A 12588-nucleotide genomic window follows, 5' to 3' on the forward strand; every position below is an offset into this window, starting at 1 on the left:
TTAACAATTCAATCATCCAACAAGTAAGCATCAAGGAATCAACAAGTAAATAATGTTCAGAGCAAGATCATTTTTAGATGTTATCAAACACCTGCTGATCATGGCAGTGCTGGTAACAGCCCTCATCTTCGGGTTCTTTTACCTGTACCTGCCTGCTACCACCAATCATGGCGAGAGCATTTCGGTGCCTAAAATTTCAGGCATGCAGCTGCAGGATGCCGAAGCGCTGCTGGACGAGCAGAACCTTCGCTACTATATCAACGACTCCAGCTACGAGGTGAGCAGAAAGCCGTTTGAGATCCTGACGCAGGACCCGGCACCCGGTGCCAAGGTGAAAGAGGACAGGAAGATCTACATCAGCGTGAACATGAAAAACCCGCCGATGATCAAAATGCCGAAGCTGATTGATGGTTCGGTGCGCAACGCGGAACTGATCCTGAAAAGCTATGACCTGAAGAAGGGAAAGATCACTTACGTGCCAGACCTGCAGCAGAATGCAGTGCTGAAGCAGTTTGTAAATGGCAAGGAAATAAAACCGGGCGACATGATCCCGAAGGGCTCGGTTGTAGATTTAAACGTAGGCGATGGCCTGGGAAATACAGAGTTTGAAGTACCGAAAGTAGTGGGAATGCCTGTGGATGAAGCCTCCGTGCTGCTGGTAGGGCAGGGGCTGCAGATTGGCACCATTATTTATGTGCCGGGCAGCCAGGAGCCGGAAGGCACCGTAATCAAGCAGCGGCCCTTTGCTGATGTGGGCGCTAAAATACGCGTAGGCGAACTGGTAGACTTGTGGGTAGCAGGCGAAGAGCCGGTGCAAGGGATAGAGTAATGCTCCGCAAATTAGAGAAAGCGCCTGCCAGTGATGGCGGGCGCTTTCGTTCCGCGTATTGGAGCTCAGCCGATAACAAACTCAGGACGTGTTGTTTGCAGGGAAGCGGCAGGCAATAACATAGAGCTGTTTGTACGTTGTTGCTGTAAGCAGCAGGCAAGTTTAATGATCATCTGGAACAGCAGGAGCCGATTCTGCCATAAATAAATGTATGAAAAAGCTGGCGCTTATACTTGTAATGCTTCTCGGTGGCGTGGCGGCCAGGGGGCAAGTGGTGCTGCATCCGTTGCAGCAGGAGGTGCGCCAACTGCCGCAACATACTACCCAACTGAGGAAACAGACTTTAGCGGCCCTATCGCTGCCTTTTTTTGATGATTTTGCTAATGCTGGTGTACTCCCGGATCTAACCCATTGGCAGCAGAACGGAGGCGTGTACATCAACAGCCGCTATGCGTTTGAGCCACTCACAAAAAATGTTGCTTCCTTCGACGGGCTGGATGCCAAGGGACAGCCGTATGCGCCTGGCTCAGTAGCGGCAGGTCCGTCCGATACCCTCACCTCCCAACCCATTCAACTGGGCAATCTGTCTCCTTCCGATTCGGTTTACCTGAGCTTTTACTGGCAGTCGGGTGGCTTGGGCGATGTACCCGATAAAACAGCCAGCAACCTGGTATACCTGCAGCTGGAGTTCAAAGATGCTTCAGGCAACTGGCAGCAAGTATGGCGGCAACCCGGAATCGGGCAAAGGTCAGACTTCCGGCAGGTGTTTATCGGATTAAAAGAGGCCCGCTATTTTCATGAAAATTTTCAGTTCAGATTCCGAAGTGTGGGCGTTCGCAATGGCCTGGCTGATGTATGGAACATAGATTATGTGGAGTTGGACCGCAACCGGCGCAAGGGACAGAATACTACCCGCGACATTGCCATCAGCGAAGGTATAAGCCGCCTGTTGCAGCACTACACGGCAATGCCATACAAACAGTTTTTACAGAACCCTGAAAGCGAGTTAGCCCCTGAAGTAACAGCAACGGTGAATAACCTGGGCGGTCTGCCGGGAGCCATCAGCTGGCGGGGCTATGTGCAGCGGCTGGGTAGCGCCACGGCCGATACGTTTCTGCGTGGGCAGGCCCTGGTGCCGGGTGACGCCCGCCAATATGCTATAACAGGTACGCCCCGCGTGCAGAACCTCAACTTGCCGGCAGCCCCCTTCACCCTCGTGCACGGCATCAACCTGATCACAAAAGAGACCAATGCCCTGCAGCGGGCCAACGACAGCACACAACGGAAAACGGTATTTGCCGATTACTTCGCCTATGATGATGGCTCGGCCGAAGCGGGCTTTAGCTTTGTAGGTACCGGCAACACGCAGGTGGCCCAGCGCTATACCCTGCAACTGCCGGACCAGGTGCAGGCTTTCCGCATCTACTTTCCGCACGTTAACCAGGACCTCTCTAACGCCGGTATCACGTTTAAAATATGGAAAGATGCCAAAGGGGTACCCGGAGAACTGCTCTACCAGCAAAACTTTAAGATACAGTACAGCGACACCCTGAATGAGTTTTACGAAGTGGAGTTGAACAAGCAAGTGGCAGTGTATGATACCTTTTACATCGGGTGGTCGCAGCCGGGTAACCTGTTTGTCAATGTCGGATTCGACCGGAACGAGAATGCCACCGGCCAGCGCCTGCTTTTTACCGGGGCTAAAGACTGGCAGCCGGATACGGTTACCGTAGGGGCTCTGATGCTGCGCCCAGTTATGACAGGCAACGTGCTGGGTATAAAAGAAGACCAGGAAGCCGCAAAAATAAAAGTTTACCCAAACCCCGCTGTTAATAACGTATACATCACCGGAGAATACCAGTACTTGGTTCTGTATGATGTAACCGGTAAGCAGGTATATCAGCACACGTTTAGAGATACAGCAACACCTTTGCAACTCGGCGGTCTGCCACCAGGACTATACACCTTGCGTATTACAACCAGGAAATCAATTGTTACTAAGAAACTAATATTGCTAAACCCATGATTGCAGCATCAGATATTACGGTAGAGGAATTAAAGGAGCGCATGAGCAAAGGCGAAGCGCCGGTTATTATAGATGTGCGGGAAGACTGGGAATACCAGGAATCCAGGATTGAAGGCTCCCGTAACATACCCTTGGGTACCTTGCCGCAGCGGCTCGACGATTTGGATGATCTGAAAGACCAGGAAGTAGTGGTACAGTGCCGCTCCGGCAGCCGTTCGGCTAATGCCAAAGCATACTTGCAGCAGCAGGGCTTTACGAATGTACGTAACCTGTTGGGCGGTATACTAGCCTATAATGGCTGATCCGGACTGCAGAAACAGCGCCGCCGCGGAGCATCTGCAGTAGCTTAGTTGCCTGCAGCGGGCATGTTCTATTCTGTTGCGAAGTGGCAGAAAACGACAGTTCGTTGCTGGTGTCGGAAATAGTAAAAAGAAGCATACGATGATACTGGGAGGGTATGTAGCTTTAGGGAAAGATCATTTATACTTCGGCGTCTCAGGGCCGGTTAAGCAAGAATTTACTGCATGTTTATTGCGATGAGTACCTTTGAGATAGCCAACGACATGGCATCTGATGTAAGAGAAGCTTTTATCAACAGGCCGCATTTTGTTGACAATGCGCCTGGGTTTGTGAAGATGGAAGTGCTGACGGCACATGATAACCCACAGGTAATCTGCTTGCTGACGTACTGGGAGAACGAAGAACTGTTTAAAACCTGGTACAAGCACCATATGAACGAGTCGCATAAGGATATACCCAAAGGCTTGAAATTAGTGCCGAAGAGCACCAGGGTGAGCTACTTCAATTATATCTGCAATTAAGGCCTGTCGGCTCGCCATACTGCATGTGCAGGCCCAAATGCCTGCACATGCAGTATGGCTGATATCCTCATCAGCAGCAAAGCGTTTGCATCCGCTGCTGTATAGCTAGAGGTAGCAGTGCCGCGCATAGCCAGGTGCCTTTTACAGAATAAACGCAACAAATTGTGTTGCGCAGCGGTTTATACATATATCGCTTGCTAATATGCTGCATGCATACTATTTTTGAACAAGCTGGTAGAGGGCGTTTAATCATCCTCGTAGTCAAGGCCCATCAGTTTGTTGTACGCCTGCTGCAGTTCTGAGAAAGCGTGGAGGTTGCCTTCCTGGCGGCTGATCTGCATTCCTTTCTTATAGGTGCGCTCCGCTACTTCAGCCTTGCCAAGTACTTCGTATAGTTTGGCAGCGTGGTAGTACGTGCCGACATAGGTCTCATGGTCTGCCAGTAATTTCTCATAATATTCCATTGCCTTTTCCGGGTCAGCGGAGCGGTATTCAGTGGCAATGGCGTATAACGTGAAAGGGTCGTTAGGGTCCTCTGCCAAAAAGTGGAGGAGTTGCTCTAATCTGGTTCCGTTCATTTCAAATTGGCTATATTTTAATTAAATTCGCACAAATCTAAATTTAAAAGCTAACATTTCTAACCATGAAAATATTAGTTTGCATCAGTAACGTTCCGGATACAACGTCCAAGATTAATTTTACAGCTGACAACACGGCATTTGATAAAAATGGCGTACAGTACGTAATCAATCCCTGGGATGAGTATGCGTTAACAAGAGCTATTGAGCTGAAAGAGGCTAAAGGAGGCTCCGTAACCGTATTAAACGTAGGTGAGGCCGATACGGAGCCAAATATTCGTAAAGCACTGGCAATTGGTGCCGATGACGCCATCCGGGTGAACGCACAGCCGAAAGACGCTTTCTTTGTAGCACAGCAAATTGCTGCCGTCGCTCGCGAAAACAACTATGACATTATCCTGATGGGCAAGGAGTCAATAGACTACAACGGCTTTCAGGTGCACAACATGGTAGGCGAGTTGCTGGGCATTCCGGCGGTAACGCCAGCCTTTAAGCTGGACATGGTAGATGATACCACTGCCCGCCTGGAGCGTGAGATTGAGGGTGGCAAAGAGATTGTGGAGGTGGCATTGCCTTTTGTAGCCAGCGCACAGCAGCCCATGGCAGAGCCCCGCATTCCCAACATGCGCGGCATCATGACAGCCCGTACCAAGCCCCTGAAAGTAGTGGAGCCAACCGGCGCTGAGGCAAAATCGGATTACGTGAACTATGCCAAGCCCGAAAAGAAGGGCGGCGTAAAGATGATCGACCCGGAAAATGCCGGAGAATTAATAACATTATTACGAAACGAAGCTAAAGTACTTTAACGATATGTCTGTATTAGTATTTGTAGAAGGACTGAACGGCGAGATCAAGAAATCATCGCTGGAGGCGGCATCTTACGGCAGCCAGGTAGCCAATACCCTGGGCACAAGCGCCACGGCTGTGGCTATTGGCGACGTGAACGAGGCGGCCCTGACCAAACTGGGCGAGCAGGGCATCAGCAAGGTGTTGTTTGATTCTGATGCTCGCCTGAAGCAGTTTGTGGCCGATGCATATGTAAAAGTGATTGCGGCGGCGGCGCAAAAAGAAAGCGCGAAGGTGCTGGTGTTCTCTAACACCAACATTGGTGCGGCTGTAGGCTCTAAGCTGGCCGTGCGCCTGAACGGCTCGCTGGCTACCAACGTAACGGCACTGCCTAAAACAGAGGGAGGTGCTTTTACGGTTACCCGCAGCGTTTTCTCGGGTAAGGCCTTTGCCGACGTAGCGCTCACGGCAGACGTGAAGATCATCGCCGTAAAGAAAAACGCCATTGACTTCAGCAGCAATGCCGGCGCTACGGCTTCAGTAGAGAACTTCTCTGCCGATCTGAGCGATGCAGACTTCGCCGCAGCACCCAAAGAAACGGTGATGCAGGATACAGAAGGCGGCGTACTGCTGCCCGAAGCGGAGGTGGTAGTATCAGGAGGAAGAGGCCTGAAGGGACCGGAAAACTGGCACCTGGTAGAGGATCTGGCCAAAGCGCTGGGAGCAGCTACTGCCTGTTCCAAACCTGTGTCGGACCTGGACTGGCGGCCCCATCATGAGCACGTAGGCCAGACCGGTATTACAATCAGCCCGAATCTATACATTGCTATTGGCATCTCCGGGGCCATTCAGCACCTGGCAGGGGTTAACTCTTCTAAAGTGATTGTCGTTATTAATAAGGATCCGGAAGCGCCGTTCTTCAAAGCCGCAGATTATGGCATTGTGGGCGACGCTTTTGAAGTAGTTCCTAAATTAATAGAAGCTGCCAAAGCTTTAGACAAATAGACGTAGAAGAAAACTGTGAAGAAAATTCAGCTAGAGATTCTCGGACTCTCCTCCAGCCAGTCCCAAACGGGATCGTTTGCACTTGTATTGGGTGAGAGAGATGGAAACAGAAGGTTACCGATCATCATCGGTATGTTTGAGGCGCAATCCATTGCTATTCAGATAGAAAAAATAAATCCCAACCGGCCACTTACCCATGACCTGTTCAAAACATTTGCAGAGCAGATGGATGTAAGTATAACCGAGATTGTGATCTCTGATCTAAAAGAGGGCGTATTTTACTCCAAGATCATGTGCACCAATGGTACCAAAGATTTTGAGTTGGATGCGCGCCCTTCTGATGCCATCGCCATTGGCTTGCGCTTTGGGGTGCCTATTTACACGGTAGAGAGCGTGCTCTCAGAGGCCGGCATCATTCTGAGCGACCTGGAAGATGAAGAGGAGAACGAAGAAGTGTCGCTGAAGAGCAGCAGTTCCAGCAGTTCTGCCTTATCTTCAGGTAGCTCCGGAACCAAAGAATCTCTGAGCCAGACACCGATCGATGAACTGAATAAAATGCTCAACGAAGCACTGGAAAAAGAGGATTATGAACGTGCCGCCAAAATTCGGGACGAGATAAATAAGCGTAATTAAATCTAACACCACGTAAACAACCAAAGTCCTGCACCCAAACGTGCAGGACTTTTTGTTTTATGAGATAATCCGTTTACTTTTGGCAAATTTTGCCGCTAACATGTTCGACATTCTCAGAGGGCTCGGAGGCTTGATAGCCTTACTTGCTATTGCCTTTCTCTTCTCAAAAAACAAAAAAGCTATCGACTGGAAGCTTGTAGGATTTGGGGTCTTCCTGCAGGTTTTTTTCGGAGTACTGGTGACCCAGGTGCCTTTGGTAGCTGATGGCTTTGCCGCCGTGAGCCGGGGCTTTGTTACCTTCCTTGATTTTTCGCAGGCAGGGGCCGAGTTCCTGTTCGGCAACCTGACTAAACCTGACAATAACGCTGGCCTGGGTTATATTTTCGCCTTTTCGGTGCTGCCCACCATTATCTTCTTCTCTACTGTTTCCTCCGGTTTATACTACCTGGGTATTTTGCAGAAGATCGTGTTTGGCATCGCCTGGGTTATGTCGAAGGGTATGCGCCTGTCGGGGGCCGAGAGCTTGTCTGCTGCAGGCAACATCTTCCTGGGCCAGACCGAAGCGCCGCTGCTGGTGCGCCCTTTTATACCTCGTATGACACAGTCAGAACTCATGTGTTTGATGACGGGTGGTATGGCGACGCTGGCAGGAGGGGTGTTGGCCGCTTACGTTTCTTTCCTGGGCGGCAACGATCCGGCATTGAAGGCGGTCTTTGCCGCGCACCTGCTCACCGCCTCCATCATGAATGCACCAGCTGGTATTGTGCTGGCTAAAATGCTGGTACCTGAAACCGAGCCGGAGAAGATCAACACGGAACTGGAAGTAAACAACGAGCAGCTAGGCGTAAACCTGATCGATGCTTTATCGCGTGGTGCCGGCGATGGCTTGCGGCTTGCAGCAAACGTAGGAGGCATGCTGTTGGCCTTTATTGCGGTAATTGCCCTTGTAAACTACATGCTGACAGACATGCTGGGCGCCTGGACAGGCTTAAACGGCTGGGTTGTATCTTCTACCAGTGGTCAGTTCGACGGATTTTCGCTGCAGTACATCCTGGGACAAATATTCCGGGTATTTGCCTTTATCATGGGCGTTCCGTGGCAGGATACGTTGCAGGTAGGTAGCTTGCTTGGCCAGAAGACGGCCATCAACGAGTTTGTAGCTTACCTGGACCTGGCACAGATGAAGAATGCAGGCACGTTGTCCCCCAAATCTATTGTGATGGCCACTTACGCGTTGTGCGGCTTCTCTAACTTCAGCTCTATTGCTATCCAGATCGGCGGCATTGGCGGCATGGCACCTAACCAGCAGGGCAACCTCTCTAAGTTGGGCTTTATTGCCTTGCTTGGCGCTTCGCTGGCTTGTATGATGACGGCTACTGTAGCCGGGATGCTCTATACTCTATAGTCTATAACATTTGTAAGTATACTTAAACAGCACGGCCTGCCGCTAAGATTAGTGGCAGGCCGTGCTGTTTAGAAGGTTATCAGACAAGTATGAATTTGTCTCCCGAATAAGTATGAGAGAAGTATAAGAAGTATGATCAGGAGAGTTTCTGCTGTTCTTCCTGCTCCTCCTGTTCTTCTACCTTCTTGGCATCGCGCATCAGGCGGTTGGCAAAAATAAAGTCTTTCAGCTCCCGCACGTCGTTATCCATGATATCATGGCTGGTTCCTTCCCAGAGCTTTTGGCCCTCATAAAGGAACATGATCTTGTCACCGATCTCGATAACCGAGTTCATGTCATGCGTTACCACAATGGTAGTAATGCCATACTCCTCGGTGATCTCGTGAATCAGTTCGTCGATTTTTATGGAAGTCTGCGGGTCAAGTCCTGAGTTGGGCTCATCGCAGAAAAGGTACGTACAGTGCGGGGCAATGGCGCGTGCAATACCAACCCGTTTCTTCATGCCACCACTCAGCTCGGCCGGCATTTTGGTGTTGGAGTTCTCCAGTCCCACGCGCTGCAAACAGAAGTTCACCCGGTCCAGGCGTTCTTCGCGACTCATGTCGGTGAGCATCTGCAGCGGAAACTCCACATTTTGCTCTACGGTCATAGAATCAAAAAGGGCCGATCCCTGGAAGAGCATGCCAATTTTGCGGCGGATCTCCTGCCGGATGTCGAGCTTGTTGTTGGTGAAGTACGTACCGTCGAAGGTGACGCTGCCCAGATCAGGCTTTACCAAGCCCACAATGCACTTAAGCAGCACACTTTTACCAGTGCCGCTGGAGCCGAGCAGCAGGTTGGTTTTACCTGTCTCAAACACGCCACTGACACCATCCAGCACCTTTTTACCGCCAAACGATTTATGTATATTGTGAATTTCTATCATAGTATAAAATTAACTTTACAGCAGTAATTGCGCGCATACAAAGTCTGCAATCAGCACGGCTATCACGCTGTTGGTTACAGCGGCCGTACTGGCTGCGCCCACTTCTAAAGCTCCGCCCGAGGTAAAATATCCCCGGAAAGAAGAAATAGTGGAAATCAAGTATGCAAAAACCACTGATTTGATCAGCGCAAACAGGATGTTGTATCCTATAAAATCTTCGCGAATACCAGTGATATACTCCTGTGCGGTCAGCTCGCCGGATAAAGTACCCGCTACATAGCCACCGGCAATAGACAGGAACATGGCCAGAATTACCAGCATAGGAAAAACCAGCAGCGATGCCAGAATTTTAGGCAGCACCAGGTAAGAGGACGAGTTGATCCCCATCACCTCCAGCGCGTCTACCTGTTCCGTGATTTGCATGGTACCCAATCCGCCGGCTATACTGGAGCCTACTTTACCGGCCAGTACAATGGACGTGATAGTAGGAGCCAGTTCCAGGATCGTCATCTCGCGCACCATAAAGCCGATCGTAGACCGCGGGATAAAGGCATTGTTCAGGTTGTAGGCTACCTGCACACACGTTACCGCCCCAATGAAAGTAGCCACAATAGCCACGATCATAATAGAGTTGATGCCGATCAGGATGGCTTCATCTATGGTTCTGTTAAACAGAATGCGGGGCGACTCCCCTCGTGAAAACAGGCTGGTTATAAAGAGTAAATACTTTCCGAAAGGTTGCAGCATAAAGGGTTTAAAGGAAGTTAAATCAAGGGTTAATAACGTGATTCCAAACAAAAATACTGTTTAATACCTATATTACGTTTAAAATTGTAAAACATACAAACACGTAGATTTTTATGCAACGATACATCCTGGTAACCGGCGGTACCAAAGGGATCGGCAAAGCAGTGATTGAACAGTTTGCCCGCGAAGGCTTCCACATCATCACCTGTTCCCGAAACGAAAAGGACCTGCAAAAGTTAAAGTTAGAGATGGAGCAGAGCTATACTTTCTCCAAGCTGTTTTACCGGGAGGCCGATTTAAGTGACAAGCAGTCGCTGCAGGAGTTTGTGCGCTACGTGGAAGGACTTAACGTGCAGGTGGACGTGCTGGTGAACAACAGCGGCCTGTTTATACCAGGTAAGATCACGGAAGAAAACGAAGAGGCGCTTCCTTTTATGATTCATACCAACCTGTACAGCGCCTATTACCTAACCCGCGCGTTTGTGCCTGCGATGATCGCGCGCCGGGCGGGGCATATATTCAACCTTTGCTCCACAGCCAGCATTACGCCTTACATCAATGGCGGCTCCTACTGCATCTCCAAGTATGCGCTCTATGGCATGACCAAAGTGCTGCGTGAGGAACTGAAAGAACATAACGTCCGGGTAACTGCTATACTTCCGGGGGCCACCCTTACCGCCAGTTGGGACGGCATAGACCTGCCGCCGGAGCGCTTTATAAAACCTGAGGATGTGGCGATGGCTATCTACAACGCCTACAGCCTATCAACCCATAGCGTGGTAGAAGAATTATTGATAAGGCCGCAATTGGGAGATTTGTAAGGTAAGTATGGCAAAGCGGTGTAATAGCTATGGCACGAAGCCTGGCAAGGAAGTATAGTTTGCCTTTGCTGTCTTACGCCAGAGTATAACATTTAAGATGTTTTACCGGCTCTAGAACAGTTCTAAAGTATACAGTAGTATAAAATGCCGAAGGATAAGCTGTGTTACATATGAGGCCGAAAGTGAAGATCTGCTGCATCAGCAGTATAGAAGAAGCCCAGATAGCTATACAAGGCGGTGCTGCTGCCTTAGGCCTGGTAGGCGACATGCCCAGCGGGCCTGGTATGATCAGCGATGAACTTATACTTGAGATCACCCAAACCATACCGCCGCCTATCGCTTCGTTTCTGCTTACGCGGCACACGGAGGAGGCTTCCATTGTAGCACATCATCATCAGGTGCATACCAGTACCATACAGTTGGTGGATGCAGTAGCGCCGGCAACATACCGCCAGTTGCGGCAGGCACTGCCCGGCGTAAAACTGGTGCAGGTGGTGCATGTGCTGGGCGAGGCGAGTGTGGAGGAGGCGCAGCAGATGGCCGAAGTAGCAGACGCCCTGCTGCTGGACTCTGGCAACCCGCACCTGCCGGTGAAGGAGTTAGGTGGTACCGGCCGCATCCACGACTGGATCGTGAGCCGCAGGATTCGGGAAAGTATAAACAAGCCTGTTTTTCTGGCGGGCGGCTTGCATGCCGGCAATGTGCGGGAGGCAATAGAGGTAGTGCAGCCTTTTGGTGTAGACCTGTGTAGCGGCGTGCGCACCAACGGCCACCTGGACCCTTACAAACTGGAGAAGTTTTTTGAGGCCGTGGAGAAAGTATAAGCATGCTCTCAATACCTGAAAACCATAAAAATTTGTGCTGATAAGTAAGCAGTAATTTCTGAGGAAGTTCTAAACAAAAAGGAGGAACTCTAGCAGGAACAAGTATAGAATGGCTTAGCTTTTGTAGCTTTACGCCAGAAGAAACAATCCTGCAGGTTTTCAGAACCTACCAGTTTAGTTAATACCTAACGCAGCAATAACTTGTCTATAGAAGTAAAGCATCTTACGAAAGTGTTTGGCACGCAGCATGCTGTGGAGGATATCTCCTTTACGGTGGAGCAGGGGCAAATCCTGGGTTTTCTGGGGCCGAATGGCGCCGGCAAATCCACGACTATGAAAATTGCGACCTGCTATCTGCCGCCCAGCACCGGCACTATACTAGTAGACGGCTACGATGTAGTGCAGGACCCGATAACAGTGCGCCGCCACGTGGGCTACCTGCCGGAGCATAACCCCCTTTACCTGGACATGTATGTGCACGAGTACCTGTATTTTACTGCCTCAGTGTATGGCCTGAAAGGGAAAGCTGCCAAAGCGCGGGTACAGGAGATGGTGGAGCTGTGCGGCCTCACGCTGGAGCAGGGCAAGAAGATCGGAGCGCTCTCCAAAGGATACCGGCAGCGGGTGGGGCTGGCGCAGGCGCTGGTGCACGATCCGCCAGTGCTTATACTAGATGAACCTACCACTGGCCTCGACCCGAATCAGATCGTGGAGATACGCTCACTTATTAAGCGCGTGGGGCAAAACAAAACGGTGATCTTCTCTACCCACATCATGCAGGAGGTTGCCGCCATCTGCGACCGCGTGGTTATCATCAACAGGGGCAAACTTGTTGCGGATAGTGATGTGGCAAGTCTGCAGGCCGGTAACCGCCACCAAAAAGTAACGCTGGTGGAGTTTGAACAGCCGGTAGAGGCCAGCGCTCTGCAAAATATACCGGGTGTGTTGCAGGTGGAAGCTGCGCCGGGCCATACCTGGCGCGTTACTTCAGATACCGATGCCGATATTCGCTCCAGCGTGTTCCGTATTGCTGCCGAGCATAACTGGCCCCTGGTTGGGCTGCGCCAGGAAGAAAACTCACTGGAAAAGATCTTCCAGGAGCTCACGAAAGGAAATGTCTGAATCAGGATTTAAAGGATATGCAGTTGTTTAAAGCAGAACCTTACATTAAGCAGCGGTACTGATTTC

Annotated in this window: 14 protein-coding genes; 11 read left to right on the forward strand and 3 right to left on the reverse strand. The window is 50.5% G+C overall.

All coding sequences use genetic code 11. The features are described from left to right. The first annotated feature begins 52 nt into the window (after nt 1–52). From ABDW72_RS00975 to ABDW72_RS00990, 4 genes are all read left to right on the forward strand, one after another. Entirely contained in the window at nt 53–829 is a 777-nt protein-coding gene (locus ABDW72_RS00975; RefSeq protein WP_347156565.1) for a PASTA domain-containing protein, read from the forward strand. A gap of 211 nt (nt 830–1040) precedes the next feature. After that, nucleotides 1041–2855, forward strand: coding sequence for a T9SS type A sorting domain-containing protein (locus ABDW72_RS00980; protein WP_347156566.1), 1815 nt, complete (start codon nt 1041–1043; stop codon nt 2853–2855). Beyond that, nucleotides 2852–3157, forward strand: a complete 306-nt coding sequence (locus ABDW72_RS00985; RefSeq protein ID WP_347156567.1) for a rhodanese-like domain-containing protein — start codon at nt 2852–2854, stop codon at nt 3155–3157. Before ABDW72_RS00980 ends, ABDW72_RS00985 begins: the two co-directional genes overlap by 4 nt. Nucleotides 3158–3391: 234 nt before the next feature. Further along, nucleotides 3392–3676: an antibiotic biosynthesis monooxygenase family protein gene (locus ABDW72_RS00990; RefSeq protein WP_347156568.1), complete on the forward strand. Its 285-nt coding sequence runs from the start codon at nt 3392–3394 to the stop codon at nt 3674–3676. Nucleotides 3677–3921: 245 nt separating this feature from the next. Here the strand turns inward: ABDW72_RS00990 and ABDW72_RS00995 are convergent, their stop codons facing one another. Next, nucleotides 3922–4254 carry a tetratricopeptide repeat protein gene (locus tag ABDW72_RS00995; protein ID WP_347156569.1) on the reverse strand — a complete coding sequence of 111 codons (333 nt, stop codon included), beginning with the start codon at nt 4252–4254 and terminating at the stop codon, nt 3922–3924. Nucleotides 4255–4319: 65 nt separating this feature from the next. On the opposite strand from ABDW72_RS00995, the gene ABDW72_RS01000 reads away from it, so the two are divergent. The 4 genes from ABDW72_RS01000 (at nt 4320) to ABDW72_RS01015 (ending at nt 8083) form a co-directional block, all read left to right on the forward strand. Further along, nucleotides 4320–5060 carry an electron transfer flavoprotein subunit beta/FixA family protein gene (locus ABDW72_RS01000; RefSeq protein ID WP_347156570.1) on the forward strand — a complete coding sequence of 247 codons (741 nt, stop codon included), beginning with the start codon at nt 4320–4322 and terminating at the stop codon, nt 5058–5060. Nucleotides 5061–5064: 4 nt separating this feature from the next. Next, nucleotides 5065–6045 (forward strand): electron transfer flavoprotein subunit alpha/FixB family protein, encoded by a 981-nt coding sequence (locus tag ABDW72_RS01005; RefSeq protein ID WP_347156571.1) that lies wholly within the window; start codon nt 5065–5067, stop codon nt 6043–6045. A gap of 15 nt (nt 6046–6060) precedes the next feature. Then, nucleotides 6061–6678, forward strand: a complete 618-nt coding sequence (locus ABDW72_RS01010; RefSeq protein WP_347156572.1) for a bifunctional nuclease family protein — start codon at nt 6061–6063, stop codon at nt 6676–6678. Between the two features lie 100 nt (nt 6679–6778). After that, nucleotides 6779–8083 carry a NupC/NupG family nucleoside CNT transporter gene (locus ABDW72_RS01015; RefSeq protein WP_347157067.1) on the forward strand — a complete coding sequence of 435 codons (1305 nt, stop codon included), beginning with the start codon at nt 6779–6781 and terminating at the stop codon, nt 8081–8083. Nucleotides 8084–8219: 136 nt separating this feature from the next. On the opposite strand, the gene ABDW72_RS01020 is transcribed toward ABDW72_RS01015, so the two are convergent. Together ABDW72_RS01020 and ABDW72_RS01025 are read right to left on the reverse strand one after the other, a co-directional pair. Next, on the reverse strand, nt 8220–9008 hold the full coding sequence (locus tag ABDW72_RS01020) for an ABC transporter ATP-binding protein (protein WP_347156573.1): 789 nt from the start codon (nt 9006–9008) through the stop codon (nt 8220–8222). 15 nt (nt 9009–9023) lie between these two features. Then, nucleotides 9024–9755 (reverse strand): MlaE family ABC transporter permease, encoded by a 732-nt coding sequence (locus ABDW72_RS01025; RefSeq protein ID WP_347156574.1) that lies wholly within the window; start codon nt 9753–9755, stop codon nt 9024–9026. Between the two features lie 113 nt (nt 9756–9868). Here ABDW72_RS01025 and ABDW72_RS01030 point away from each other — a divergent pair, with 113 nt between their 5' ends. From ABDW72_RS01030 to gldA, 3 genes are all read left to right on the forward strand, one after another. Then, complete coding sequence (locus ABDW72_RS01030; RefSeq protein WP_347156575.1) at nt 9869–10576, forward strand: SDR family oxidoreductase; 708 nt, start codon at nt 9869–9871, stop codon at nt 10574–10576. A gap of 170 nt (nt 10577–10746) precedes the next feature. After that, nucleotides 10747–11400, forward strand: coding sequence for a phosphoribosylanthranilate isomerase (locus ABDW72_RS01035; RefSeq protein WP_347156576.1), 654 nt, complete (start codon nt 10747–10749; stop codon nt 11398–11400). A 201-nt stretch (nt 11401–11601) separates the two neighbouring features. Continuing rightward, nucleotides 11602–12522, forward strand: coding sequence for a gliding motility-associated ABC transporter ATP-binding subunit GldA (gene gldA, locus ABDW72_RS01040; RefSeq protein ID WP_347156577.1), 921 nt, complete (start codon nt 11602–11604; stop codon nt 12520–12522). Nucleotides 12523–12588 lie beyond the last annotated feature (66 nt).

This window comes from Pontibacter chitinilyticus, from assembly GCF_039748935.1.
GTDB classification, from domain to species: Bacteria; Bacteroidota; Bacteroidia; order Cytophagales; family Hymenobacteraceae; genus Pontibacter; species Pontibacter chitinilyticus.